The sequence below is a fragment of the Streptomyces sp. NPDC008313 genome (assembly GCF_042956125.1).
Classification (GTDB): domain Bacteria; phylum Actinomycetota; class Actinomycetes; order Streptomycetales; family Streptomycetaceae; genus Streptomyces.
Genome location: NZ_JBIBFR010000001.1, coordinates 261138 through 286498, shown reverse-complemented (window position 1 = coordinate 286498; position 25361 = coordinate 261138). Strand labels below are relative to the sequence as shown.

Annotated in this window: 24 protein-coding genes; 16 read left to right on the top strand and 8 right to left on the bottom strand. The window is 72.1% G+C overall.

The window, feature by feature from the left end:
* Positions 1–172 precede the first annotated feature (172 nt).
* The 13 genes from ACFY93_RS01330 to ACFY93_RS01270 all read left to right on the top strand — a co-directional run bounded on the left by ACFY93_RS01330 (position 173) and on the right by ACFY93_RS01270 (position 15050).
* A complete protein-coding gene (locus tag ACFY93_RS01330; RefSeq protein WP_391352524.1) occupies positions 173–1480 on the top strand; it encodes a DUF6716 putative glycosyltransferase in 1308 nt (435 codons plus the stop codon).
* Positions 1481–1512: 32 nt separating this feature from the next.
* Positions 1513–2790 carry a cytidylyltransferase domain-containing protein gene (locus tag ACFY93_RS01325; RefSeq protein WP_391352522.1) on the top strand — a complete coding sequence of 426 codons (1278 nt, stop codon included), beginning with the start codon at positions 1513–1515 and terminating at the stop codon, positions 2788–2790.
* Between the two features lie 13 nt (positions 2791–2803).
* Positions 2804–3751 (top strand): N-acetylneuraminate synthase family protein, encoded by a 948-nt coding sequence (locus ACFY93_RS01320; RefSeq protein ID WP_391352521.1) that lies wholly within the window; start codon positions 2804–2806, stop codon positions 3749–3751.
* A gap of 27 nt (positions 3752–3778) precedes the next feature.
* Positions 3779–5005: a hypothetical protein gene (locus ACFY93_RS01315; protein ID WP_391352519.1), complete on the top strand. Its 1227-nt coding sequence runs from the start codon at positions 3779–3781 to the stop codon at positions 5003–5005.
* Between the two features lie 210 nt (positions 5006–5215).
* A complete protein-coding gene (locus ACFY93_RS01310) occupies positions 5216–6454 on the top strand; it encodes an amidohydrolase (protein ID WP_391352518.1) in 1239 nt (412 codons plus the stop codon).
* A gap of 309 nt (positions 6455–6763) precedes the next feature.
* Positions 6764–7816 (top strand): BMP family ABC transporter substrate-binding protein, encoded by a 1053-nt coding sequence (locus tag ACFY93_RS01305; protein ID WP_391352516.1) that lies wholly within the window; start codon positions 6764–6766, stop codon positions 7814–7816.
* A 277-nt stretch (positions 7817–8093) separates the two neighbouring features.
* Positions 8094–9785 (top strand): ATP-binding cassette domain-containing protein, encoded by a 1692-nt coding sequence (locus tag ACFY93_RS01300; protein WP_391352514.1) that lies wholly within the window; start codon positions 8094–8096, stop codon positions 9783–9785.
* Positions 9782–10909, top strand: a complete 1128-nt coding sequence (locus ACFY93_RS01295; RefSeq protein WP_391352512.1) for an ABC transporter permease — start codon at positions 9782–9784, stop codon at positions 10907–10909. The genes ACFY93_RS01300 and ACFY93_RS01295 overlap by 4 nt, the downstream gene beginning before the upstream one ends.
* Positions 10909–12195, top strand: a complete 1287-nt coding sequence (locus ACFY93_RS01290) for an ABC transporter permease (protein ID WP_391352510.1) — start codon at positions 10909–10911, stop codon at positions 12193–12195. Before ACFY93_RS01295 ends, ACFY93_RS01290 begins: the two co-directional genes overlap by 1 nt.
* Positions 12192–12602 (top strand): cytidine deaminase, encoded by a 411-nt coding sequence (locus tag ACFY93_RS01285; RefSeq protein WP_391352509.1) that lies wholly within the window; start codon positions 12192–12194, stop codon positions 12600–12602. The genes ACFY93_RS01290 and ACFY93_RS01285 overlap by 4 nt, the downstream gene beginning before the upstream one ends.
* Positions 12603–12673: 71 nt before the next feature.
* Entirely contained in the window at positions 12674–13951 is a 1278-nt protein-coding gene (locus ACFY93_RS01280; protein ID WP_391352507.1) for a thymidine phosphorylase, read from the top strand.
* Positions 13952–14045: 94 nt separating this feature from the next.
* On the top strand, positions 14046–14630 hold the full coding sequence (locus ACFY93_RS01275) for a Uma2 family endonuclease (RefSeq protein ID WP_391352505.1): 585 nt from the start codon (positions 14046–14048) through the stop codon (positions 14628–14630).
* Positions 14631–14651: 21 nt separating this feature from the next.
* The gene (locus ACFY93_RS01270) at positions 14652–15050 is read left to right on the top strand and encodes an STAS domain-containing protein (protein ID WP_391352503.1); all 399 of its coding nucleotides are present in this window, start codon (positions 14652–14654) and stop codon (positions 15048–15050) included.
* On the opposite strand, the gene ACFY93_RS01265 is transcribed toward ACFY93_RS01270, so the two are convergent.
* Entirely contained in the window at positions 14943–15956 is a 1014-nt protein-coding gene (locus tag ACFY93_RS01265; protein ID WP_391352502.1) for an RNA polymerase subunit sigma-70, read from the bottom strand. The genes ACFY93_RS01270 and ACFY93_RS01265 overlap by 108 nt on opposite strands.
* A 151-nt stretch (positions 15957–16107) precedes the next feature.
* Positions 16108–17457: an MFS transporter gene (locus ACFY93_RS01260; RefSeq protein WP_391352500.1), complete on the bottom strand. Its 1350-nt coding sequence runs from the start codon at positions 17455–17457 to the stop codon at positions 16108–16110.
* Positions 17458–17519: 62 nt separating this feature from the next.
* Here ACFY93_RS01260 and ACFY93_RS01255 point away from each other — a divergent pair, with 62 nt between their 5' ends.
* Entirely contained in the window at positions 17520–18473 is a 954-nt protein-coding gene (locus ACFY93_RS01255; RefSeq protein WP_391352499.1) for a LysR substrate-binding domain-containing protein, read from the top strand.
* 72 nt (positions 18474–18545) lie between these two features.
* Here ACFY93_RS01255 and ACFY93_RS01250 read toward each other — a convergent pair whose 3' ends face one another.
* A complete protein-coding gene (locus ACFY93_RS01250) occupies positions 18546–19310 on the bottom strand; it encodes an alpha/beta hydrolase (protein ID WP_391352497.1) in 765 nt (254 codons plus the stop codon).
* Between the two features lie 112 nt (positions 19311–19422).
* Here ACFY93_RS01250 and ACFY93_RS01245 point away from each other — a divergent pair, with 112 nt between their 5' ends.
* Positions 19423–20577, top strand: a complete 1155-nt coding sequence (locus ACFY93_RS01245) for an adenosine deaminase (protein WP_391352495.1) — start codon at positions 19423–19425, stop codon at positions 20575–20577.
* Positions 20578–20710: 133 nt separating this feature from the next.
* Positions 20711–21064: an ATP-binding protein gene (locus ACFY93_RS01240; protein WP_391352494.1), complete on the top strand. Its 354-nt coding sequence runs from the start codon at positions 20711–20713 to the stop codon at positions 21062–21064.
* A gap of 81 nt (positions 21065–21145) precedes the next feature.
* Here ACFY93_RS01240 and ACFY93_RS01235 read toward each other — a convergent pair whose 3' ends face one another.
* From ACFY93_RS01235 to afsQ1, 5 genes are all read right to left on the bottom strand, one after another.
* Positions 21146–21349 (bottom strand): PspC domain-containing protein, encoded by a 204-nt coding sequence (locus ACFY93_RS01235; protein ID WP_391352492.1) that lies wholly within the window; start codon positions 21347–21349, stop codon positions 21146–21148.
* Between the two features lie 133 nt (positions 21350–21482).
* Positions 21483–22034: a VanZ family protein gene (locus tag ACFY93_RS01230; RefSeq protein WP_391352491.1), complete on the bottom strand. Its 552-nt coding sequence runs from the start codon at positions 22032–22034 to the stop codon at positions 21483–21485.
* Between the two features lie 126 nt (positions 22035–22160).
* Complete coding sequence (locus ACFY93_RS01225) at positions 22161–22763, bottom strand: hypothetical protein (RefSeq protein WP_391352489.1); 603 nt, start codon at positions 22761–22763, stop codon at positions 22161–22163.
* 119 nt (positions 22764–22882) lie between these two features.
* On the bottom strand, positions 22883–24454 hold the full coding sequence (locus ACFY93_RS01220) for an ATP-binding protein (protein ID WP_391352487.1): 1572 nt from the start codon (positions 24452–24454) through the stop codon (positions 22883–22885).
* Positions 24451–25128 (bottom strand): two-component system response regulator AfsQ1, encoded by a 678-nt coding sequence (gene afsQ1 / locus ACFY93_RS01215; RefSeq protein ID WP_391352485.1) that lies wholly within the window; start codon positions 25126–25128, stop codon positions 24451–24453. The genes ACFY93_RS01220 and afsQ1 overlap by 4 nt, the downstream gene beginning before the upstream one ends.
* Positions 25129–25361: the final 233 nt, after the last annotated feature.

Sequence of the window (25361 nt, the reverse complement as noted above, 5' to 3'; positions counted from 1 at the left end):
CACTCGCCCTGACCGCCGGTGGGATACCAGGTGAACGACGCGTGGCGGTACCGTGAAGCGGGCTTCCTTCCGGTCCGGTCCCGGCCCGGAACGCCATTCGGCGGTGTGCTGTTAACCCTTTGTTGCATTCCGGTTGGGCCGCACCTCGAAATGGCTTCCTAGCGTCGTCGACGTGCCAGCAAGCAACCCGAAATCCCTGCGGGTGGCCGTCCTCGCCGATTCCGACACCCGGTGGAAATGGGGCTCGCTCACCGCGAGCCGCCTCTCACCCTCCGGACCGGACCTCGCACTCGACGGCTTTCTCCTGCGCGGCCGTGCCACCCCCACCGCCCGCCAGCTCGACGAGGTCGGCGTCCGGGCGGACTCGCTCCGCGAGGTCACCGCCGCCAAGTTCCTGCGCGCGATGGAGCGGGAGGAGTACGACGTCGTCGTACTCGCCCTCGTGGGCGGCGCCGTCCAGGCGATGCTGCACGGACTCGCCCACACCTGGCAGGGCCGCGCGCGGCGTCCCGTCGTCGTCACCGGATACGTCGGTGTCGTCTACGAGAAGCTCGCCGACGGCCTACTGCTGCGCCACGGCGCGGACCTCGTCCTCGCCAACTCCCGTCAGGACGCGGACCGTTTCCGCGCCGTGTACGAGGGGGTCGGCGCCGACGCCGGTGCCGTGACCGAGGTCGCGCTGCCGTTCCTCGGCGGCGGGACCTATGTGCCGAACGACCCCCGCACCGTGGTCTTCGCCGCCCAGCCCTCCGTACCGGAGAGCCGCAAGGACCGTACGTACCTGCTGGACCGGCTCATCGGGCACGCCCGGCTGCACCCGGACCGCGAGGTGCTGCTCAAACTGCGCTCCCGGCCCGGCGAGCACACCACGCACATCGAGGAGCTGCCCTACCAGAAGCTGGCCCAGAGGACGGATGCGCCGGCCAACTTCCGCCTCGTGTACGGGCACATGAGCGAGGTCCTCGACCGTACGGACCTGCTGGTCACCGTCAGTTCCACGGCGGCCCTGGAGTCCCTGCACCGCCGCATCCCCACCGTCGTCCTCACCGACCTCGGGGTGCGCGAGGCGCTCGGCAACCACCACTTCGTGGGCTCCGGCTGCCTCGCCTCCTGGGACCAGCTCGACGCCGGGCACCTGCCCGCCCCGGACGCGGCGTGGGTGGCCCGCCAGGGCGTCGCCGCCGACGGCTCGTACGACACCGCGTTCGACGTGGCCCGGTTCCGCATCACCGAACTGCTGGACGCGCCCGCGCTGCCGCCCCTCGCCCCGTACTACACACCCACCACCGCCCCCGGCTACCTGCCCGGCATCCTCGCCCGCCACCACCTCGCCCCGGACGGCGGCCCGCTGCCCGGCGCGCCCGCCGCCGACAGGGAGCCGGGCGCCGTACGGCAGATCGTCCGCCGCGCCGCCCGCGGCGCCTACCGCCACGGCGTCCAGCGCGTCGCCCCCGTCATCCGGCGGATGGGGGAGCTGTGAGCGGCCCCGTCCCCTCCCAAGGAGTACAGCCCATGTCCCCACCCGAAGCGGGCGCCGCGGCCTCGGTACGCCGTGTGCTCGCCGTGATCCCCGCGCGCGGCGGTTCCAAGGGCGTCCCCGCGAAGAACCTGGCCCCCGTCGGCGGCGTCCCCCTGGTGGCCCGCGCGGTGCGCGAGTGCCGGGCGAGCCGGCTCGTCACCGACGTCGTCGTCTCCACCGACGACACGGCCATCGCCGCCGTCGCCCGCGAGGCCGGTGCCGAGGTCGTCCTGCGGCCCGCCGCCATCGCCGGCGACACCGCCACCTCCGAGGCCGCCGTCCTGCACGCCATGGACGCCCACGAGGCCCTGCACGGCGCCCGCGTCGACGTGGTCCTGCTCGTGCAGTGCACCAGCCCGTTCCTGGTCCGCGAGGACATCGACGGCGTCGCGGCCGCCGTCGCGGAGGACGGCGCGGACACGGCCCTGACCGCGGCCCCGTTCCACGGCTTCGTCTGGCGGGACGCGACGGAGGACCCGGCGGCGGAGACCGGCCCGGCGGGTGCCTGCGCCACCGCGGTCGACGCCACCGGCGGACACGGCGTCAACCACGACAAGTCCTTCCGCCCCCGCCGCCAGGACCGCCCCCAGGACCTCCTGGAGACCGGCGCCGCCTACGCGATGGACGCCGAGGGCCTGCGCACCCACCGGCACCGCTTCTTCGGACGCACCGAACTGGTGCGCACCGACCCCGCCCGCGTGCTGGAGATCGACGACCCGCACGACCTCGCCCGCGCCCGGGCCCTCGCGCCGCTCCTCGACGCGCACCGGCCCGGCTCGCTCCCGACCGCCGACGACATCGACGCGGTCGTACTCGACTTCGACGGCACCCAGACCGACGACAGGGTGCTGATCGACTCCGACGGACGGGAGTTCGTCTCCGTGCACCGCGGGGACGGACTCGGCATCGCGGCCCTGCGCCGCAGCGGCCTCGCGCTGCTGATCCTGTCCACGGAGGCCAACCCGGTCGTCGCCGCACGTGCCCGGAAGCTGAGGCTCCCGGTGCTGCACGGCATCGACCGCAAGGACCTCGCGCTCAAGCAGTGGTGCGAGGAACAGGGCATCGCGCCCGAGCGCGTGCTCTACGTCGGCAACGACGTCAACGACCTCCCGTGCTTCGCCCTCGTCGGCTGGCCCGTGGCGGTCGCGAGCGCCCACGACGTCGTACGCGGCGCCGCACGCGCGGTCACCACCGTCCCCGGTGGCGACGGCGCGATCCGAGAGATCGCCAGCTGGATCCTCGGCCCCTCTCTCGACTCCCTCGACACGTAAGGAACGTCCTCCCATGAGTGCTGTGACCTCCATCTCCCGTCTGCGCACGTTCGGTTCGAAGACCGCGGGACCGGGACAGCCCGTCTACGTCACCGGCGAGATCGGCATCAACCACAACGGCGACCTCGACAACGCCTTCAAGCTGATCGACGTGGCCGCCGAGGCCGGCTGCGACGCCGTCAAGTTCCAGAAGCGCACCCCGGAGATCTGCACGCCGCGCGACCAGTGGGACATCGAGCGCGACACCCCCTGGGGCCGGATGACGTACATCGACTACCGCCACCGCGTGGAGTTCGGCGAGGACGAGTACCGCCGCATCGACGCCCACTGCAAGGAGAAGGGGATCGCCTGGTTCGCCTCCCCGTGGGACACCGAGGCCGTCGCCTTCCTGGAGAAGTTCGACGTCCCCGCCCACAAGGTCGCCTCCGCGTCCCTCACCGACGACGAGCTGCTGCGCGCCCTGCGCGCCACCGGCCGTACGGTCATCCTCTCCACCGGCATGTCCACCCCGCGCCAGATCCGCCACGCCGTGGAGGTGCTCGGGAGCGACAACATCCTGCTCTGCCACGCCACGTCCACCTACCCGGCGAAGGCCGAGGAGCTCAACCTCCGCGTCATCAACACCCTCCAGGCCGAGTACCCGAACGTCCCGATCGGCTACTCCGGCCACGAGACCGGCCTGCAGACCACCCTCGCCGCCGTCGCCCTCGGCGCGGCCTTCGTCGAGCGCCACATCACCCTCGACCGCGCCATGTGGGGCTCCGACCAGGCCGCCTCCGTCGAGCCGCAGGGCCTGACCCGCCTGGTCCGCGACATCCGCACCATCGAGGCCTCCCTCGGCGACGGCGTCAAGAAGGTCTACGACTCCGAGCTCGGCCCGATGAAGAAGCTGCGCCGCGTCCAGGGGGTCGTCGCCGAGGCGGAGATCGCCGCGGCGGCCGGCGAGCCGATCGCGGTCTGACCACCCCGACGGGACGGTCGTACGCCGATGAGCCCCCGCGCCGGAACCGCCGGCCCCCACACGCTCGCCTTCGTCGAGAGTCCGGTGCAGCTGCTGAACGTCCTGGAGTGGGCCCACGCCGGCACGCTCCGGGACCCCGGCGCGGGAGCCTCCGGCCCGGCGGCGCGGACCCTCGCGCCGGAGCCGGAGCCGGAGCCGGAGCCGGAGCCGGTGTCCGGCGGAAGGCCCGCGCCGACGGGGGCCGCGTCCGGCGCGGGCGTCCGCCCCGCCGGGGCCGTCACGGGGCTCACGCTCGTCGTCCTGTCACCCACCGACCCCATGACCCGCGGCCAGCTGCGCCGCATGGCGGAACTCGCCCGCGAGGAGGGGCACGAGGTCCGCTGGGAGGAGGCGCGCGGCGGCACGACGGCGCCGTTCCACACGATCGGCGGCCTCGCCCCGCTGCTGCGCGGAGCCCACCGCGTCGTCATGGGCGACCCGTTCTCCCGCTACGTACAGCTCCTCCTGACGATCACCAGGGCCCGCGAGCTGGTCGTCGTCGACGACGGCACGGCGACGATGGAGTTCGTCGCCCAGCTGGCCCGGGGTGAACGCCTCGTCCGCTGGCACCGGCGCGGCGGCCGCCCGCGCCCCCGCGACCTCCTCTTCGCCCCGGTCTCCTCCTCGGCGCGCCGTCGTCTGACGCCCACCGGGTCCCGCTCGGTCGAGGTCTTCTCCTCCATGCCGATCGACCCGGCCCCGGAGGGCGTGCGCGTCACCGCCAACGACTTCTCCTGGACCCGCGCCCGCTTCGGCCCGCCCCGCGTCACGAAGGGCGCCGACCTGGTCGGTACGTCCCTGGTGGAGACCGGCGTGGTCGACGCGGACCGCTACCTGGACGCGGTCCGCGCGCTCGCCGGGGCCCACGGCGCCACCCGCTACTTCGCCCACCGCCGCGAGAGCGTCGAGAAACTCCACCGCCTGGCCACCGAGGCCGGGCTGGAGATCGTCCGCCCGGACCTCCCCCTCGAACTGATAGCCCGCCGGGGACCCATCGGCCGCACGATCGTCAGCTTCCCCTCCACGGTCGTCCACACCCTCCCCCTCGCCCTCACCGGCACCGGGGTCCGGGTGGCGGTCTGCGACATAGACCCCGCCTGGCTCACCGACACGGCCTCCCCCCGGGCCCAGGGCTTCCTCTCCGGCGTCACGGGCACGGCCAGGGACGTCCACCGGCTGCCGACGGTGACGCCGGGCGCGCCGGGAAGGGCGTGAGGTGGGCGCGCCGGGACGGGCGTGAGGTCCGGGATTCCGGGAACCCGTGCCGAGGGGCCGCGCTCGGGCCGAGGGGCCGGAAGTTTACCCATGCGGGGTGGGGGCCATGCGCCGAGTCGCCGGTCTTTCTGCCCTGAGAGGCTGAAGTTTTGTTGATCGTGGGTCGGTCGGCCGCCCTGTCGCCCTACCCTTCAAAGGGTGAACCAATTGATGTCCCGAGAGTCCGAGGCCGACCATCCCGGGGAAGCCGTGCTCCCCGGCGCGCTGCCGGAGGCACTGCGCGCCGAGCTCGTCGCGTTCCGTCGCGACATGCACATGCACCCGGAGCTCGGCAACCAGGAGTTCCGTACCACCGCCGCGCTGAAGGAGCGCCTTGAGCGGGCGGGTCTCGAGCCGCGTGTGCTCGATCTCGGGACGGGGCTCGTGTGCGACATCGGAGACGTCGGGGGCTCCGAGGGCGAGCGCTTCGGCGTGCTCGCCCTGCGCGCCGACATCGACGCGCTGCCCATCCCGGACACCAAGACCGACTGCGCGTACCGCTCGACCGTGCCCGACCGCGCCCACGCCTGCGGTCACGACGTGCACACCGCGGTCGTCCTGGGCGCCGGGCTGGTCCTCGCCGACCTGCACCGGCAGGGGCTGCTGCCGCGCCCCGTACGGCTGATCTTCCAGCCGGCGGAGGAGGTGCTCCCCGGCGGAGCCTCCGACGCGATCAAGTCCGGCGTGCTGGAGGGCGTCGGCCGGATCATCGCCGTGCACTGCGACCCGAAGGTGGACGCCGGCCGCATCGGCCTGCGGCACGGCCCGATCACCTCGGCCTGCGACCGGCTGGAGATCTCCCTCGACGGACCCGGCGGCCACACCGCCCGCCCGCACCTCACCACCGACCTCGTCACCGCCGCCGCCCGCGTCGCCACCGACGTGCCCGCGCTGGTCGCCCGCCGCATCGACGGGCGCAGCGGCCTCGCGGTGACCTGGGGCCGTATCGAGTCCGGTCACGCGTGCAACGTGATCCCGCAGCACGCCGAGCTCGCCGGGACCGTGCGCTGCCTCGACCTCGACGCCTGGCGGGCCGCGCCCGACCTCGTGCACGCGGCCGTGGACGAGATCGCCGGCATCTACCGGGCGAAGACGGAGATCAACTACGTCCGGGGTGTGCCGCCCGTCGTCAACAACCCCGACGTCACCGATCTGCTGCGCGACGCGATGACCGCCCGGCGCGGCCAGGACGCGGTCGAGGACACCTCGCAGAGCCTCGGCGGCGAGGACTTCTCCTGGTACCTGGAGCACGTGCCCGGCGCGATGGCCCGGCTCGGCGTCCGCAGGTCCGGCGACCGGGTCAGCCGCGATCTGCACCAGGGCGACTTCGACGCCGACGAGGCGGCCATCACGGTGGGCGTGGAGCTGTTCACCGCGGCCGCGCTCCTGGACGGCGCCGCGCGCCCGTGAGGGTGAACCGGACCGCGTGAGGGGCGGGCCTTCGCGGGCCCGCCCCTATGCCCTCACGCCCATCCGGCGCAATACTCCCGTAGGCCATTCGTGCACTGTCGGCGATCGGGCGTGTGCCGTCCGCAGAGACGGAGTTCAGGCGCTGTTTGCCTCGAATCGATAACGGCTTAGGAAGAGGTCTTTTTCTGACATCTACGCGCGTTACGATGCCGCGAAGCCGACGCCGACGGGGCGTCCCGGCTGGAGTACTGACAAGGTGCTCACATCAAGCGCCGACATGGCGCTCAGGTCAGGTGAAGGAGCCTTCCCGTGCGCCGGGTAGCCAAGCTTTCCGCTGCGTGTATCGCGTCCGCAGCTCTCGCACTGTCTGCCACCGCGTGTGGCAGCACCTCCTCCGACAACGACAGCTCGTCGTCCAGCTCCGACAGCAAGGGGCTGAAGATCGGTCTCGCCTTCGACGTCGGCGGCCGTGGTGACCACTCCTTCAACGACTCCGCCGCGCGCGGTGCCGACAAGGCGAAGAAGGAGTTCGGCGCCGAGCTCAAGGAGCTGACCGCGAAGACCTCCGACACCGAGGCCGACCGCGAGCAGCGCCTCTCCGACCTGGCCGAGGCCGGCTACAACCCGATCATCGGTGTCGGCTACGCGTACGCCGCCTCCATGACGAAGGTCGCCGCGAAGTACCCGAAGACCAACTTCGGCATCGTCGACTCCGTCGTGGACGCGAAGAACGTCGACAGCATCACCTTCACCGAGGAGCAGGGCTCCTACCTGGCCGGTGTCGCCGCCGCGCTGAAGACCAAGAAGGACCACGTCGGCTTCATCGGCGGCGTCGACGTCCCGCTGATCAAGAAGTTCGAGGCGGGTTACGTCCAGGGCGTCAAGGACACCAACGCGAAGATCAAGGTCGACACCCAGTACCTGAGCCACGGCTCGGACACCTCCGGCTTCGCCAGCCCCGACAAGGGCAAGGAAGCCGCGCAGGGCATGCTCGACAAGGGCGCGGACGTCATCTACTCGGCCGCCGGCTCCTCCGGCAACGGCGCCATCGAGGCCGTCGCGGGCGTCAAGGGCGCCTGGGCCATCGGCGTCGACTCGGACCAGTACAACATCCCGGGTCTGGCCAAGTACAAGAACTCGATCCTGACCTCGGTCGTCAAGAACGTCGACCTCGGTGTCTACGACCTGATCAAGTCGGTCAAGGACGGCGACCCGAAGACGGGTACCAACACCTACGCGCTGAAGGACAACGGCGTCTCGCTGTCCACGAGCGGCGGCTTCATCGACGACATCCAGGGCAAGCTGGACGAGGCGAAGAAGAAGATCGCCGACGGTGACATCAAGGTCAAGACCACCCCGTAAGGTCACGACCACCCCGTAAGGTCACGACCGCCCCGTACGGTCGGGGACCGGCCCCGCGGCACATGCCGCGGGGGCCCCGGTCCACCGGCTCGGCGGACCCGGCTCGGCAGGGGGAATCCGCAGTACTTCCCCCCTTGCCGAGCCATAACAATGTGTCAACTCTACGCGTGTAGCATGGAGTTGCCGCGTTAGGGTCTTCGGCTTGGATCAGGCCGGATCAGGGAGCGGGGTCCGGTGCCGTGCATCGCAAGGCGGAGGAGGGCGACATGGCGGAGCCATGGCAACCGACGACAACGCGGCGAGGCGCGGTGCCAGACCCCGCGAGCCCGGCCTGATCCAAGCCGAAGACCCTGAGCGTCGCCGACGCCTGCCCTCCCCACGCAGCCCCTTTCCCCGAGGAGAGTGCGCCATCAACGCGTCCAGCCCTCCCGCTGCCGTCGAACTGCGCGGCATCACCAAGCGTTTCCCCGGAGTCGTCGCCAACCGCGACATCGACATCACCATCCGCCCGGGCACCGTGCACGCCCTCTGCGGTGAGAACGGCGCCGGCAAGTCCACGCTGATGAAGATCCTCTACGGCATGCAGCAGCCGGACGAGGGCACCATCACCGTGCACGGCGAGCGGGTCACGCTCCACAACCCCGCCGACGCCATCGCCCGCGGCATCGGCATGGTGCACCAGCACTTCATGCTCGCCGACAACCTCACCGTCCTCGAGAACGTCGTCCTCGGCGCGGAGAAGCTGCACGGCATCGGCGGCAAGGCGCGCGCCAGGGTCAAGGAACTCTCCGACGCGTACGGGCTGAACGTGCGCCCGGACGTCCTCATGGAGCAGCTCGGCGTCGCCGACCGCCAGCGCGTGGAGATCCTCAAGGTCCTCTACCGCGGCGCCAAGACGCTCATCCTCGACGAGCCGACCGCGGTCCTGGTGCCGCAGGAGGTCGACGCGCTCTTCGACAACCTGCGCGAGCTCAAGGCCGAGGGCCTCACCGTCATCTTCATCTCGCACAAGCTGGGCGAGGTGCTGTCCGTCGCCGACGAGATCACCGTCATCCGGCGCGGCACCACCGTCGGCACCGCCGACCCGAGGACCACCACGACCAAGCAGCTCGCGGAGCTGATGGTCGGCAGCGAGCTGCCCACGCCGGAGACCGAGGAGTCCACCGTCACGGACGTCCCGATGCTCGACGTGGCGAAGCTGCGCCTGACGCAGACGGACCTCGACGGCGTCGAGCGGATCATCCTCGACGACATCACCTTCACCATCCACAAGGGCGAGGTCCTCGGCATCGCCGGCGTGGAGGGCAACGGCCAGTCCGAACTGGTCGAGGCGATCATGGGCATGCGCCGGCCGGACGGCGGTGTCGTCACCCTCGACTCCACCGACATCTCGCACGTCGCCACCCGCCGCCGCCGCGAGGCCGGCGTCGGCTACATCCCCGAGGACCGCCACCGCCACGGACTGCTCCTCGAGGCGCCGCTGTGGGAGAACCGCATCCTCGGCCACGTCACCGAGCGGCCCAACTCGCGCGGCGGCCTCCTCGACATCAAGGGCGCCCGCGCCGACACCGAGCGGATCATCGGCGAGTACGACGTCCGCACCCCCGGTATCGACGTCACGGCCGGCTCCCTGTCCGGCGGCAACCAGCAGAAGCTGATCATCGGCCGCGAGATGAGCCACCGGCCCAAGCTGCTCATCGCCGCGCACCCCACCCGCGGTGTGGACGTCGGCGCGCAGGCGCAGATCTGGGACCAGATCCGCGAGGCCCGCCGCGACGGCCTGGCCGTACTGCTGATCTCCGCCGACCTGGACGAACTGATCGGCCTCTCCGACACCCTGCGGGTGATGTACCGCGGCCGGCTGGTCGCCGACGCCGACCCCGCCACCATCACGCCCGAGCAGCTCGGCTCCGCCATGACGGGCGCGGCCGCCGGCCACCTCGAGCACACAGAGGACGACGCCCGATGAAGAAGCTGACCTCACGGATCGACAAGGAGCGACTGCTCCTCGGGATCGGCGCGCCGCTGCTGGCCGTCGTCGCCGCGATCATCGTCACCACCCTGGTGATCCTCGCCACCGGCAAGAACCCGGGACCGGCCTTCAGCGACATGGTGAGCTACGGCTCCGCCAGCGACAGCCAGGTCTTCATCCTGAACAAGGCGACGACGTACTACCTCGCGGGTGTCGCGGTGGCCATCGGCTTCCGCATGAACCTGTTCAACATCGGTGTCGACGGCCAGTACCGGCTCGCCGCGTTCATCGCCGCCGTCCTCGGCGGCGCGCTGACCCTGCCGGGTTTCATCGCCATCCCGCTGATCATCCTGTGCGCCATGCTGACCGGTGCGCTGTGGGCCGCCATCGCGGGTGTCCTCAAGGTGACCCGCGGTGTCAGCGAGGTCATCGCGACGATCATGCTGAACGCGATCGCCACCGCGATCATCGGCTACCTGCTCCAGCCCGGGAAGCTCGGGCAGCTCGACAAGGCCGGCACCCTGGTCTCCACCAAGCCGCTGCCGGAGGCGTCGTTCCTGCCGAACTTCGACGCGGGCCCGGCCGGCATGGTCAACAGCATGGTCGTCCTCGCCGTGCTCGTCGGCCTCGCGTACTGGTTCGTGCTCGGCCGCACCCGCTTCGGCTTCGACCTGCGCACCGTCGGCCAGTCCGAGTCCGCGGCCGCCGCGAGCGGCGTCGGGGTGAAGAAGATGATCGCCACCAGCATGATCATCTCCGGTGCGGTGGCCGGCCTCATCGGCATGCCCACGCTGCTGAACGAGAGCCACCAGTTCGACAACAGCTTCCCGAACGGCATCGGCTTCACCGGCATCGCCATCGCGCTGCTGGGCCGCAACAACCCCGTCGGCATCGCGCTCGGCGCCCTGCTGTGGGGATACCTCGAGCGCACCACCAACCACCTCGAGTTCGAGGGCTACGACAAGGAGATCCTCGGCGTCATCCAGGGCGTCATCGTCCTGTGCGTCGTGATCGCCTACGAGGTCGTGCGCCGGTACGGACTCAAGCGCCAGCAGCAGCGGGTCGGCGCGGAACTCGCCGCCCAGGCCGCCGCCACGACGAAGAAGCAGGAGGTGGCCTGATGACTGCCACGATGACCGACGCGCCGCCGCCCGCGGCGCCCAAGGCGGACACCGCGGGGAAGCGGTCGGGCCGGTCCCTCGGCCAGATCCTCATGATCATCGCGGGTGCCCTGCTCCTCGTCGCCGCCGTCCGCGTGATCACCGGCGCGAACCAGCTCGACTCCTCCGGGCAGGTCAGCGCCGCGCTCGGCCTCGCCGTGCCCATCGGCCTCGCCGGACTCGCCGGCCTGTGGTCGGAGCGGGCCGGCGTGGTCAACATCGGCCTCGAGGGCATGATGATCCTCGGCACCTTCGGCGCCGGATGGATCGGCTGGCAGACCAACCCCTGGCTCGGCCTGCTGGGCGGCATCGCCTTCGGCGTCCTCGGCGGCCTGCTGCACGCCGTCGCGACCGTGACCTTCGGCGTCGACCACATCGTCTCCGGTGTCGCGGTCAACCTGCTCGCGCTCGGCGCCACCCAGTACCTCGCCAAGGTCTTCTTCTCGAAGGGCGACGCCGCGGCCAAGGGCGGCAACCCCAAGCAGTCCCCGCCGTCCGAGTCCCTCGGCGACATCACCGTTCCCGGTCTGTCCGACGCGCTCGAATCCCTCCAGAACCACCACTGGTTCCTGATCTCGGACCTGGCGGGCATCCTCGGCGGGCTCGTCACCAACGTGTCGGTCGTGACCCTGCTCGCGGTCGTCCTGTTCGTCGCCAGCTGGTGGCTGCTGTGGCGCACGCCCTTCGGCCTGCGGCTGCGCTCCTGCGGTGAGAACCCGGTCGCGGCGGAGTCGCTCGGCGTCAACGTCTACCGGTACAAGTACGCGGCCGTGGCCGTCTCCGGCGGCCTCGCCGGACTCGGCGGCGCGTTCCTCTCCCTGGTCACCTCGCACATCTACCTGGAGGGCCAGACCGGCGGACGCGGCTACATCGGCCTCGCCGCGATGATCTTCGGCAACTGGCGGCCCGGCGGCCTCGCCATGGGCGCGGGCCTGTTCGGCTACTCCGACGCGCTCCAGCTGCGCAACGGCGGTGTGACCGTGCACGCGCTGCTGCTCCTGCTCGTCGTGCTCCTCGTGGTCCTCGCCGGCTGGAAGCTGTACCGCAAGGCGCTGTGGCAGGGCGTCGTCAGCGCCGTCATGGCCGCGCTGGTCCTGGTCTGGTACCTGGTCACCGACGAGGTGCCCAGCGACTTCGTGGGCGCCACGCCGTACGTGGTGACGCTGCTCGTGCTGTCGCTGTCCGCACAGCGGCTGCGGATGCCCAAGGCGGACGGTATGCGTTACCGGAAGGGGCAGGGCAAGTGACCGGCGCCGCGGCCGCGGGAGACGTCGACTGGGAGGCCCTGCGGGCCGCCGCGCGGGACGCCATGTCCCGCGCCTACGCCCCGTACTCGGGGTACCCGGTCGGTGTCGCCGCCCTCGTCGACGACGGCCGGACCGTCACCGGCTGCAACGTCGAGAACGCCTCGTACGGGCTCGGCCTGTGCGCCGAGTGCGGCCTCGTCTCCGCGCTCAACAACTCCGGGGGCGGCCGGCTGACGCACTTCACCTGCGTCGACGGGCGCGGCGAGATCCTCGTCCCGTGCGGCCGCTGCCGTCAGCTGCTGTTCGAGTTCGGCGGCCCCGGACTGCTCCTGGAGACGCCGGCCGGCATCCTGCCGCTCTCCGAGATGCTGCCGCAGGCCTTCGGCCCGGGCCACCTCGACTCGTAAACCACGGGCGGCCCCCTCCCCGGCGCGTGCCGGGCGGGGGCCGCTGCTCTTTCGGAAGGGAAGCCATGGCCATGGACGCCATCTCCGTCATCCGCACCAAGCGGGACCGCGGCGAGCTGAGCGACGAGCAGATCGACTGGGTCGTCGACGCCTACACCCGCGGTGAGGTCGCCGACTACCAGATGGCCGCCCTCAACATGGCGATCCTGCTCAACGGCATGAACCGCGGCGAGATCGCCCGCTGGACCGCCGCGATGATCGCCTCGGGCGAGCGCATGGACTTCTCGTCGCTGTCCCGCCCCACCGCCGACAAGCACTCCACCGGCGGCGTCGGCGACAAGATCACGCTGCCGCTCGCCCCGCTGGTCGCCGCCTGCGGCGCGGCCGTCCCGCAGCTCTCCGGGCGCGGCCTCGGCCACACCGGCGGCACCCTCGACAAGCTGGAGTCGATCCCCGGCTGGCGCGCCCTGCTCTCCAACGAGGAGATGCTGGACGTCCTCGACGGCGTCGGCGCGGTCATCTGCGCCGCCGGTGACGGCCTGGCCCCGGCCGACAAGAAGCTGTACGCGCTGCGCGACGTGACCGGCACCGTCGAGGCGATCCCGCTGATCGCCTCCTCGATCATGTCGAAGAAGATCGCCGAGGGCACGGGCTCGCTCGTCCTGGACGTCAAGGTCGGCAGCGGCGCCTTCATGAAGACGATCGAGGACGCCCGGGAGCTCGCCTCCACGATGGTCGGCCTCGGCACCGACCACGGCGTGAAGACGGTCGCCCTCCTGACGGACATGTCGACCCCGCTCGGCCTCACCGCGGGCAACGCCCTCGAGGTGCGCGAGTCCGTCGAGGTCCTGGCGGGCGGCGGGCCGAGTGACGTCGTCGACCTCACCGTCGCCCTGGCCCGCGAGATGCTCGACGCGGCCGGCGTCAAGGACGCCGACCCGGCGAAGGCCCTCGCGGACGGCTCCGCGATGGACGTCTGGCGCCGCATGATCGCCGCGCAGGGCGGCGACCCGGACGCCGAGCTGCCCACCTCGCGCGAGCAGCACGTGGTGAAGGCGCCGTCCTCCGGTGTCCTCACCCGTCTCGACGCGTACGACATCGGCGTCGCCGCCTGGCGTCTGGGCGCCGGCCGGGCCCGCAAGGAGGACCCGGTGCAGGCCGCCGCCGGCGTCGAACTGCACGCCAAGCCCGGCGACACCGTCACGGCCGGCCAGCCCCTGCTCACCCTCCACACCGACACCCCGGAGCGCTTCGCGTACGCCCTGGAGCCGGTCGGGGGCTCGTACGACATCGCCCCGGCGGGCACGGACTTCACGGCCACGCCGATCGTGCGGGAACGTATCGCCTGACCTGGGATTCTCTTCTTCGGGTGAACGGGACCGGTGGACCTCCGCCGGTCCCGTTCGGCATGCTGGGATCGGTGACGTACCGAAGGAGACCGCCATGAGCGCACTCACCGTGAGCCAGGACCCCGAGCAGAGCTGGGACGACCTCGTCCGGTTCTGGGAGGAGATGGAATGGCCCGAGGGCAGCAAGGTGGAGATCATCGAGGGGATCATCACCGTGTCACCTGCTTCCGCGTACCGTCACAACGTCATCGCGGCCCGTATCCAACGTCGCCTCTACTCCGTGATTCCCGAGGACTGGGAGGTCTTCCAGACCCTGGCCATCGCCGTGCCGTCGCGTCTGGGCATGCTCATCCCCGACCTCGTGGTGGCCCCGGTTCGCGACCACACCGAATCGGACACCCACATCCCCGCCGGGCTCGCCGAACTGGTCGTCGAGGTCACCTCGAAGTCGAACGCCGGCCATGACCGGATCAGCAAACCCGCCGCCTACGCCACCGCCGGAATCCCGCTCTACCTCCTCGTCGACCGCTGGGCTCCCGACGGCCCGACCGTGACGCTCTACGGAGAACCGAGGGGCGACGTCTACCGCTCGCTGAGCACCGCCAAGTTCGGCGAGAGCGTCAAGCTGCCCGCTCCCTTCGACCTGGTCATCGACACCGGCGCATTCCCCACGAACTGAACCCCCGGCCCGCGGTGGCCGATGATTTCCGGGTGTCCGCCGGGTCTACCGTCCGTGGATGCCACGACACCCGCCGTACTCGTGCTGCCGGGACCCGTCCGACCGGACGAGGTGCCCCGGCTCTGTGACGACGTACGCGCCCTTCTGGAGACCACCGCTGCCGGGCCCGGGGCCGGTGTGGTGGTCTGTGACGTCGCCGCTCTCGGGCCGGGCGGGCTCGGTGCCGTCGACGTGCTGGCCAGGCTGGCGCTGGCCGCCCGGCGGGCCGGGGGACGGATACGGCTGCGGGACCCGGCCCCGGGGCTGCGCGACCTACTCGCTCTGGTCGGACTCCGCTTCGAGTTCGAGGGGCAGGCCGAAGAGCGGGAACCAGCGGGCGGTGTCCAGGAAGCAGTGGAGACCGGTGATCCGCCCCTCTGACACCTCCAGCACCTGCACGGCCCAGGGCACGAAGCCGCCCGTCTGCGGGTCGGGCTTGTAGTGCGCGAACCCCGGCAGGCCGTTCGCCTCGACCGGCACCAGGCGTGAGCCCGCGCAGGGGGCGCCCAGGGTCGTCATGAAGCCGGTGATGTCGTCGGTGCCCCGCAGCCACAGGTCGAACGGCGGCATCGTCATCACCGCGTCCTCGTGCAGCAGCGCGGTCAGCGCCGTCATGTCGTACCCCTCGAACGCCGTCACGTAGCGCTCCAGGAGCTTCTGCTGGTCCTCGTCGAGCGGGTCCGAGGTCGCCGCCTGCCCGCCGTCGGCCGCCGTGCCGTCCGCGAGGGTCGCGCGGGCCCGCTGGAGCGCGCTGTTGACCGAGGCGACCGTCGTGCCGAGCAGCTCGGCGACCTCGCTCGCCTTCCACGCCAGCACCTCGCGCAGGATGAGCACCGCCCGCTGCCTGGGCGGCAGCTGCTGCAGGGCGGCCATGAAGGCGAGGCGCACCGACTCCTTCGCCACCGCCGCCTCGGCCGGGTCGGCCACCGTCGGCAGCACGCGCGCGTCGGGCATCGGCTCCAGCCAGGTGTGGTCCGGGCGGCTGTTGAGCGCCGCCTGTGCCAGCGGGGTGGGGGAGGTGAGGTCCATCGGGCGTGCCCGCTTGTTGCCGGCCGTCAGCATGTCCAGACAGACGTTCGTCGCGATCCGGTACAGCCAGGAGCGCATCGAGGAGCGGCCCTCGAACCGGTCATAGCCGCGCCAGGCGCGGACCATCGTGTCCTGCACCGCGTCCTCCGCCTCGAAGGACGAGCCGAGCATCCGGTAGCAGTATCCGGTCAGCTCGACCCGGTGCTTCTCCAGCCGGACGCCGAGGTCGTCCGTCGTAGTCGCCGCAGCGTCGTTCATCGCCCACCCCTGTGGCAGATTCCGTCGTGCCCGACGCGCTGGGCGTCGACACTTCGGAAGCTACCGCAGGGCACTGACAACGGCGCCTCGGAAGGCGGAACACGCAGGTCAGGAGCGAAGGACGAGGAGGGGGAGAGCAGGGACCGCGGGGTCAGTGCGCCGTTGCCGGTGCCCGCCGGGCCCCCGCGCGGGCCGCCCGGGTGCCGAGGACCGTGATCGCCACGACGCCCGCCACCGAGAGCATGCCCAGCGCGACGGAGCCCGCCCAGCCGCCCGAGTGGAAGGCGACCGCGCCGAGCGTGCTGCCGGCGCTGGACCCGATGTAGTACGCGGACTGGTACAGCGCGGCGGCCTGCGCACGGCCCTCCTGCGCGGTGTGGCTCACCGCCGAGGACGCCACCGAGTGCCCTGCGAAGAAGCCCGCGGTGATCAGTACGAGACCGAGCAGCACCAGGAGCAGCGAGCCGCCCAGCGAGACCAGCAGCCCCACGGTCGTGGTGCCGCCCGCCAGATACAGGGCGCCGCGCCGTCCCAGCCGCTCCACCAGCCGGCCCGCCGTCGACGCGGAGACCGTGCCGACGAGATAGACCAGGAAGACCGAGCCGATGACGCCCTGCGGCAGCGAGAACGGTGCCTCGGTGAGCCGGTAGCCGATCACCGTGTAGACGCCGCCGAAGACGGCCATGAACAGTGCGCCGATCGCGTACAGCCGGCGCAGCAGCGGGTCGGCGAGGTGGTCGCGGACCGTCCGGGCCAGCACCCGCGGCCGCAGCGATCCCGCCCGGAAGTGCCGGGGGGCGGGCAGCAGCAGCCGGAAGGCGGCCGCGCACGCCACCGCGATCAGGCCGATGACGCCCACGGCGACCCGCCAGCCCCACACCTGCGCGACCCAGCCGGTGATGACACGGCCGCTCATGCCGCCGACGCTGTTGCCCGCGACGAACAGGCCGATCGCGGTGATCAGGGCCCGGGGGCGGACCTCCTCGGCCAGATACGCGGTCGCCGACGCCGGCAGCCCCGCGAGGGCCGCGCCCTGTACGGCGCGCAGCGCGATCAGCGCGCCGATCGACGGGGCGAAGGGGACGAGCAGGCCGACCGTCACGGCGACCGCCAGGGACGCCGTCATCAGGGTGCGGCGCCCGAACCGCTCCGACAGGGCGCTCATCGGCAGCACGAACAGCGCGAGTCCGCCGGTCGCGGCCGACACCGTCCAGCTCGCCTGGCTCGCGCTCGCCCCGAAGTCCGCGGAGACGAGCGGGAGCAGCGCCTGCGTCGAGTACAGCAGGGCGAAGGTCGCGACACCGGCGAGGAAGAGGGCGAAACTCATCCGGCGGTAGCCCGGTCCGCCCGGGGCCATCCGCGCGTCGCCGTCGTGAGCGGGGGGCGTGGCGGAGGCGGCGGCGGTGTCCGCGGGAGCGGCGGCCGCGTGAGTGGTGTCGGCGACAGGGGCGAAGGCGGCGGCGCCCACGGTGGTGGGCGCCTCGGTACTGGCGGAAGGCATGCCTCGAACGTAGGCAGCCGCCACTCATCCGTCCAATGCATGAAACATCCATAATCGATCCCATGGAGCATCAGCAGAGGTCACGGCGGCGGCTGTCACCGTCCAGTGACACAGAAGACATCGTCGCGCTGCTCGCGCCGCGTCTCGTCCACTTCGCCGGGGCGGCCCGCACCGAGCACGTGACCCGGGCCGCGCTGGAGATGGGCGTCCCGCAGTCCACGCTCTCCCGCGCCCTCGTGCGGCTGGAACAGGACCTGGGTGTCGACCTGTTCGCACGGCGCGGCCGCACCGTCTCGCTGACCGCTGCGGGCCGTACGTTCCTGGCCTCCGTGGAGCGCGCGCTCGCCGAGATCGAGCGCGCCGCCGAGGAGGTGCGCGCGGACGCCGACCCGGCCACCGGGAAGGTCGCCTTCGGCTTCCTGCACACCATGGGCTCCGAGACCGTACCCGGCCTCCTGCGCGCCTTCCGCGCCGACCATCCACGGGTCCGCTTCAGCCTCGTGCAGGACTACGGCGAGGCGATGATCGGGCGGCTGCGCTCGGGGGAGCTCGACCTCTGTCTCACCTCGCCGGTGCCGGACGCCCCCGACCTCGTCGGCCACCGCCTCGACGAGCAGAAACTGCGGCTGGTCGTCCCCGCCGACCACCGGCTCGCGTCCCGCAGGAGGATCCGGCTGGCCGAGGCCGCCGAGGAGTCGTTCGTGACGCTGGAGCCCGGCTACGGGATGCGGCGCATCGCCGACGACCTCTGCCGGGAGGCGGGATTCCGGCCGCGGATCGCCTTCGAGGGCGAGGAGGCGGAGACGCTGCGCGGGCTGGTCGCCGCCGGTCTCGGGGTCGCCCTGCTGCCGCCGCCGGCCGTGCCCCGCCCCGGGGTCGCCGAGCTCACGGTCACCGCCCCGCGCGCGGTGCGCGAGATCGGCGTCGCCTGGCTGGAGGGCCACCCCGACACCCCGCCGGTGGCCGCCTTCAAGACGTTCCTGCTCTCCCGGCGGGGCCACCTGCTGCCCGACTGAGCCGTCGGAGCGGTACCGGCCCGCCCCGCGCCACCCCGACGGGCGGCGGCCCGGTCCCCGTCCGGTTCCGGCTCAGCCCCGGCGCAGTGACCGGCCGAAGCCCGCCGCCAGCGGCATCCGCAGGCCCAGCGGCGGCGGCGCGGCGAGCGCGTCCTCGACCGGGCGGGAGAAGGAGCGGCCGAAGAGCGTACCCATGATGAAGTCCTCGGCGAGCGCGTGGACTTCGGACCGGTACTGGTGCAGCGCGTGCCCGTCGGCGTGCACCTCGAAGCGGCAGATGTCGCGGTTGGCCTTCTTGGCGCGGGCGGCGAGGCGGAACGACAACTCCGGGTCCGTGCGCGCGTCCTTGGTGCCGTGCACGATCAGCACCCGCCGTCCGGCGAGCTGTTTCACCGGTTCGGGTGGCGCGGCCCCGTTCTCCTCGGGCAGCCAGGGGGCGAGGGCGAGCACGGAGTCGACCGCCGGGTGACCGCCCGCGCGCAGCGCGGCGCGGCCTCCCATACCGACGCCGACGAGGCAGACCGGCACGTCCCCGTAGCGGCGGACGACCTCGTCGGCGGCCCAGGACGCGTCGGACGCCGGATGCGCCTCGCCGCCGTTCCAGCCGCGGAAGCGGTAGTGCACGACGTGCGTCACCAGGCCGTCCGCGCGTCCCGCGCGCGCGATCCGCCGTCCCAGCGCCCGTACGGAGGCGGTCGCCACCATGGGCGACGGTCTGCGCGCGGAGACCTCTTCGCCGCCCGGGAGCAGCAGCACCACTCCGCTCACCGTGTCCGGCTCCGGACCGAGCGAACTCCCCAGCCGGGCCCTGCGAACCGGCGTCGCTTGCTGTGCCATGACAGAACAGTGTCAGAAGCCCGGGTGTACGCCACCGGTCCGCGGGGTCACCGTTACGTATCGACGGGTGCGGGAACAGGCGTTCTACGCGCGTAGGAGTTAGAGTGCGGAAATGACGAGCCAGCACAAGAACATCCCGAGCTCGGAACAGATCCGCCGGGCGCCCAAGGTCCTGCTGCACGACCACCTCGACGGTGGCCTGCGCCCCGGGACGATCGTCGACCTGGCCCGCGACAGCGGGTACACGTCACTGCCCGAGACCGACCCCGACAAGCTCGGCGTCTGGTTCCGCGAGGCCGCCGACTCCGGTTCGCTGGAGCGGTACTTGGAGACGTTCGCCCACACCTGCGCCGTCATGCAGACCCGCGAGGCGCTGGTCCGGGTCGCCGCCGAATGCGCCGAGGACCTCGCCGAGGACGGCGTCGTCTACGCGGAGGTGCGGTACGCGCCCGAGCAGCACCTGGAGCAGGGGCTCACCCTGGAAGAGGTCGTCGAGGCGGTCGACGAGGGCTTCCGCGAGGGGGAGCGGCGGGCCCGCGAGAACGGCCACCGCATCCGGGTGGGTGCCCTGCTGACCGCGATGCGGCACGCGGCCCGCGCCCTGGAGATCGCCGAACTCGCCAACCGCTACCGGGATCTGGGCGTCGTCGGCTTCGACATCGCGGGCGCCGAGGCCGGCTACCCGCCCACCCGGCACCTGGACGCCTTCGAGTACCTCAAGCGCGAGAACAACCACTTCACCATCCACGCCGGGGAGGCCTTCGGCCTGCCGTCGATCTGGCAGGCGCTGCAGTGGTGCGGCGCCGACCGGCTCGGTCACGGAGTGCGGATCATCGACGACATCCAGGTCGCCGGCGACGGCAGCGTGAAGCTGGGACGCCTCGCCTCGTACGTCCGTGACAAGCGCATCCCGCTGGAGCTGTGCCCCAGTTCCAACCTGCAGACCGGCGCCGCCGCCTCGTACGCCGAGCACCCCATCGGGCTGCTGCGGCGGCTGCATTTCCGGGCGACCGTGAACACGGACAACAGGCTGATGTCCGGGACCAGTATGAGCCGTGAATTCGAGCAGCTTGTCGACGCTTTCGACTACACGCTCGACGACATGCAGTGGTTCTCGGTCAATGCTATGAAGTCGGCATTCATCCCTTTCGATGAACGACTGGCCATGATCAACGACGTGATCAAGCCCGGATACGCCGAGCTGAAGTCCGAATGGCTGTTCGCGCAGACGGCTTCGACCAGCAGTCCCGTGGTGCGGGAGAACTGAATTCACGCGCGCGTCGGGCGGCCGGATCTCCGCGATCCGGCCGCTTTTCGCTGTTTGCGGTCCCTGACGGTCCGTGTTTACGTTTCCGGACCGCTCACCTCCCGCCCACGGAATCCAAGGACGCGACAAGAAGATGAAGCAGTCAGCTGCCAGGACCCTCGGTGTCGCCGCTCTCGGTGCCGCCTTCGCCGCCGCGGGCGCGGGCGCCGCCAACGCGGCCCCCGCCGCTCCGGACGCCGGTTCCGCCCTGGACACGGTCACGAGGACGCTGCCCGCCGAGAACGTCACCAAGGTGCTCCCCAGCGGCACCGAGGCGCTGACCCAGGGGCAGGGCGCGCTGGGCATGGGCGTGGCCGCCGCCCAGCCGGTCGCACAGCACCTCACCGCCGACAGGCCGGCCGCCCCGGCCGCCGGCCTGCTCGGTGGCATGCCGGTCCACGGCACGCCCCTGCACGGTGTCCCGCTGAACGGGGTGCCGCTCGCCTGAGCCGCCCGCCGCACGACGCCGATGGGGCGCACCCGCGAGGGCGCGCCCCATCGGCGTACGCGCGTCCGGCGCGCGGCGGGGTCACCAGGCGGCGGTGCGTGCCTTGCCCTCGGCGGGCAGCAGGATCCACAGCGCTATGTAGAGCAGGAACTGCGGGCCCGGGAGCAGGCAGGACACCAGGAAGATCGCGCGCATCGTCGTCGCGGAGGTGCCGAAGCGCCGTGCCAGCGCGGCACACACTCCGCCGATCATCCGGCCGTCGGTGGGGCGGGCAAGGGCGGTCATGATGGCTCCTTCGTGAACCGTGGACGGGGCGCGTCCGAGCCGTGCCACCGGATCCTCCGATGGCCGCTCGCCGGTCCGTACCGGCTGCCCCGTATCACCGAAACTACGGTCACGAAGCGGGCAAAGCATCGCTCTACGGTGCGATACCGACCCTGGGAATCGTCGGGGTCCGACCCTGAGCCGGCTCCTCCCGCAGGACGGCCGGACCCTCCCGCGTCTCCACCCGGCGGCGCAGCGCGGCCCTGACGGCCGGGACGACCGCGAGATGGGCCACGGCCACCCCGAGGGCGTTGAGCAGGATCGAGTCGACGTCCACGACCTGCCCCGGCACACCGGTCTGCAGCAGTTCGATGCCGAGGGAGATCAGCGCGCCCGCGGCGACCGTACGGGCCAGCGAGCCGAGCCGGGAGACGGCGAGCCTGCCGCCCGCCAGCGGCAGCAGCACCCCCAGTGGGGCGAGCAGGGCCAGCCCCTCGCCGATGCGGTGCGCGGCCTGGCGCGGTCCCAGCGCCAGATCGGCTCTGATCCCGGCGAACGGCCGGAGGTTGGCCGCGCTCACCCAGGGGACGTCCAGGGGCCGCAGCGCGATCCAGGCGACGAGCGCGAGGTGGGCGGCGAGGAGGACACCTCCTGCCACACGGACGCGGTTCACGGCATTGCCGCCGCTGGAGCCTTGACGCTGCACGCACCCCAAGACGCGAGCGCCGGCGGAATCGGTTCCGCGTCGCGGCCGGGTGTGGCGCGGACGGGTGAGGAGCGTGCCGCGCGCTCCCCGCCGCGGGCGGGACGGGACCGGCACGGCCCGCCGGTGTCAGGTCCCGTCGGCCTTCGTGGCGGGCGGTGTCTCGGTGCCCGGCCGGGAGCGGACCTCCGGGGTGCACTCGTAGCGGCGCGGCGGTGCGCCGTCCGGACCGCCGAGCACGACCGAGCCGTCGTCCTCGGCCGCCGCGGACTCCGAGAACGTGCAGACGATCTGCGCGAGGGCGTACGCGCTGAGGCTCTGCGGCGGGGTGCTCAGCCGCAGCGCGTTCTCCGGGTCACCCTCACGCGGTCCGCCGACCGTCGTACCGCCCCGTACGTCCGTCGAGTAGCCGGCCTGCTCCTCCTGGGCGGAGGGTGCCTCGGTGAGCTGGCCGAGCAGGGCCTGCGCCACGAGCATCCGCTGCCGCGCCTCCGCGGTCCCGTCGGGGATGCGGACGGTGCGGTCCACGGTGACGAGCTGCGAGGAGCACAGCAGGAAGACCTGGACCGGGATGCCGGGCGAGGACCGGGTGGAGACGTCGGGGCCGGACAGGGCGCACGGCACCCGTGACGGCGCGGCGCCGAAGTCCGTCGGCACCTGGGTGGAGCGGATCCCGCAGCCGGCGAGCAGCGCGGCCAGCACCGGGACGACCAGCAACGCGCGCCCGCGCACGCCCGGACGTCCGACGCCCGCAGCGGGCCGCGCGCCCGTGTTCCCGGCCGCCCGGGAGCGGCGTATGCCGGCCCGTGCGGCCCCTTCTCGGGCCCCTGGGCGGGCCCCTCCCCGGGCGGTCATCCGGCGTTCTCCTCCGTGCTGTCCGGCGTGCTGTCCCGCCGGTCCTCGTCGAGCAGCGGCGAGGCGTCCCGCGGCAGCCGCAGCGTGAACACGGCACCGCCGTCGGGCGAGTTCGCGGCGGTGATCCCGCCGCCGTGGATGTGGGCGTTCTCCAGGGCGATCGACAGTCCCAGGCCGCTGCCCTCGGAGCGGGGCCGGGACGCGCTCGCCTTGTAGAAGCGGTCGAAGACGTGCGGGAGGACGTCCTCGGGGATGCCGGGGCCGTGGTCCCGCACCGCGATGAGCAGGTCGTCGCCCTCCTCGCGGACCGAGACCCGCACCGGCGAGCCGCCGTGCTTGAGGGCGTTGCCGATCAGGTTGGCCAGGATCACGTCGAGGCGGCGGGGGTCGAGGTGGGCCATGATGCCGCGCTGGGCGACCAGGTCCACCGCGTCCAGCCAGGCCCGCGCGTCGATGCACGCCGTGATCTGGTCGGCGATGTCCACGGTGTCCAGCACGAGCCGGGCCGTCCCCGCGTCGAAGCGGGTGACCTCCATCAGGTTCTCGACGAGGTCGCCCAGCCGGCGGGTCTCGCTGACGACGAGCCGGACGGCCGGCTCGATCATCGGGTCGACACTGCCCGTCTCCGCGTCGAGCTCCTCCTCCAGGACCTCGGTCACGGCCGTGATCGCGGTCAGCGGCGTCCGCAGCTCGTGCGACATGTCCGCCACGAAGCGGCGGGACGCCTCGTCGCGGGCGCTCATGTCCGCGACGCGTTTCTCCAGCGACTCGGCCGTGCGGTTGAACGTCCGCGACAGATCCGCGAGTTCGTCCGTGCCCGACACGCGCAGCCGGGTGTCGAGCTTGCCCTCACCGAGACGGCGGGCCGCGATCCCCAGCCGGTGCACCGGCTTGAGCACCGTCGTCGCGGCGGCCTGCGCGAGCAGCGCCGAGCCGATCAGCGCGAGCCCGGTGGCGATCCCCAGGGACCAGGCCAGCGAGTTGAGGTCCTTGGCCTCCGGCTCCAGGGACTTGAGCATGTAGCCGGTCGGGCCGCCGCCGATCACCTTCGCGCCGCCCACCAGGTACGGCTGGTCGCCGTCGACGATCCGCTGCCAGTACAGGTGGTACGCGTGCTTGTTGTTCGAGGAGACCGGCTGCTTCTTGTTCACCGCGTTCCGCAGCGACTTCGGCACGTCCTCCAGCGTGAACGCGTCCAGCTCCGAGTTGCCGGTCACCGTACGGCCGTTCTCGTCCTCGGCGACCAGGAGCACGCTGAAGCGCTGGCTGCTGGTCGCCATCTGGGCGGCGGTGTGCTGCAGTTCGTCCTGGGTCGGATGGACCGGCAGCGCGCTCGCCCGGTTCTGCATCTCCTGCTGGAAGTCGCCCAGCACCGCGTCCTGCGTACGGGTGAGCACGGCCTCGCGGTTCAGCCAGTACGCGATCCCCGACGCCGACACCGCCGCGGTGAGCGCCACCAGCCCGAACACGACGACCAGCCGCAGCCGCAGACTGGTGAGCCGCAGGCCCGCCGTGACCGCCCTGCGCGCCGCGGCCCAGCCGCGGCGCCCGCCCCCCTCCTCGGTCACTGAGGACTGTCCAGCCGGTAGCCGACTCCGCGCACCGTACGGATCAGGGTGGGGGACGAGGGAACGTCCTCGACCTTCGCGCGCAGCCGCTGCACACACGCGTCGACCAGCCGCGAGTCACCGAGGTAGTCGTGCTCCCAGACCAGCCGCAGCAACTGCTGCCGGGACAGCGCCTGCCCGGGCCGCCGGCTCAGTTCGAGCAGCAACCGCAGCTCGGTCGGCGTCAGCTGCAGGTCCTCGCCGTTCTTGGTGACCGTCATCGCCGCCCGGTCGATGACCAGGCTGCCGAACGACGCCGAGTCGTTGGCCTCGCGCTCGCCACGTCGCAGCACGGCCCGGATCCGGGCGTCGAGCACCCGCCCCTGGACGGGTTTGACCACGTAGTCGTCGGCACCGGACTCCAGCCCGACCACGACGTCGATGTCGTCGCTGCGGGCGGTCAGCAGGATGATCGGCAGCTGGTCGGTGCGCCGGATACGCCGGCACACCTCGAACCCGTCGATGCCTGGCAGCATCACGTCCAGCACGATCAGATCCGGCCGGTGCTCGCGCAGCAGCTTCAGTCCGTCCTCGCCGGTGGCAGCGGTGGCCACGCGGTGTCCCTGGCGAGTCAGAGAGAGCTCCAGGGCCGTACGGATGGCGTCGTCGTCCTCGATCAGCAACAGGGAAGGCACGCTCGTCATTCTGGCCCATCTCATGGCCGGGTTTCGACACTTGGAGCGCTCCCACCCATCTCCCCCACAGATACCGGGCGCCGGACCCCCGGCTGTGACCGTCTGCGTAGTCGTCCGGATCTCCTGCGTGATCGCGTCGAGCGCCGCTCCCGGCGAGCGCGCGGACGGGCCCTGTGACAGCTCTGTGACAGTCGGGGGACAGCGCCATGAAGTCGCCCGTGCAGGATTTTCGA

Bases quoted from the DNA above. Each gene is read 5' to 3' on its own strand.
- ACFY93_RS01325 (WP_391352522.1), top strand. From the start codon at position 1,513: ATGTCCCCACCCGAAGCGGGCGCCGCGGCCTCGGTACGCCGTGTGCTC.
- ACFY93_RS01320 (WP_391352521.1), top strand. From the start codon at position 2,804: ATGAGTGCTGTGACCTCCATCTCCCGTCTGCGCACGTTCGGTTCGAAG.
- ACFY93_RS01315 (WP_391352519.1), top strand. From the start codon at position 3,779: ATGAGCCCCCGCGCCGGAACCGCCGGCCCCCACACGCTCGCCTTCGTC.
- ACFY93_RS01310 (WP_391352518.1), top strand. From the start codon at position 5,216: ATGTCCCGAGAGTCCGAGGCCGACCATCCCGGGGAAGCCGTGCTCCCC.
- ACFY93_RS01300 (WP_391352514.1), top strand. From the start codon at position 8,094: ATGGCAACCGACGACAACGCGGCGAGGCGCGGTGCCAGACCCCGCGAG.
- ACFY93_RS01295 (WP_391352512.1), top strand. From the start codon at position 9,782: ATGAAGAAGCTGACCTCACGGATCGACAAGGAGCGACTGCTCCTCGGG.
- ACFY93_RS01290 (WP_391352510.1), top strand. From the start codon at position 10,909: ATGACTGCCACGATGACCGACGCGCCGCCGCCCGCGGCGCCCAAGGCG.
- ACFY93_RS01280 (WP_391352507.1), top strand. From the start codon at position 12,674: ATGGACGCCATCTCCGTCATCCGCACCAAGCGGGACCGCGGCGAGCTG.
- ACFY93_RS01275 (WP_391352505.1), top strand. From the start codon at position 14,046: ATGAGCGCACTCACCGTGAGCCAGGACCCCGAGCAGAGCTGGGACGAC.
- ACFY93_RS01270 (WP_391352503.1), top strand. From the start codon at position 14,652: ATGATTTCCGGGTGTCCGCCGGGTCTACCGTCCGTGGATGCCACGACA.
- ACFY93_RS01265 (WP_391352502.1), bottom strand. From the start codon at position 15,956: ATGAACGACGCTGCGGCGACTACGACGGACGACCTCGGCGTCCGGCTG.
- ACFY93_RS01260 (WP_391352500.1), bottom strand. From the start codon at position 17,457: ATGCCTTCCGCCAGTACCGAGGCGCCCACCACCGTGGGCGCCGCCGCC.
- ACFY93_RS01255 (WP_391352499.1), top strand. From the start codon at position 17,520: ATGGAGCATCAGCAGAGGTCACGGCGGCGGCTGTCACCGTCCAGTGAC.
- ACFY93_RS01250 (WP_391352497.1), bottom strand. From the start codon at position 19,310: ATGGCACAGCAAGCGACGCCGGTTCGCAGGGCCCGGCTGGGGAGTTCG.
- ACFY93_RS01245 (WP_391352495.1), top strand. From the start codon at position 19,423: ATGACGAGCCAGCACAAGAACATCCCGAGCTCGGAACAGATCCGCCGG.
- ACFY93_RS01240 (WP_391352494.1), top strand. From the start codon at position 20,711: ATGAAGCAGTCAGCTGCCAGGACCCTCGGTGTCGCCGCTCTCGGTGCC.
- ACFY93_RS01235 (WP_391352492.1), bottom strand. From the start codon at position 21,349: ATGACCGCCCTTGCCCGCCCCACCGACGGCCGGATGATCGGCGGAGTG.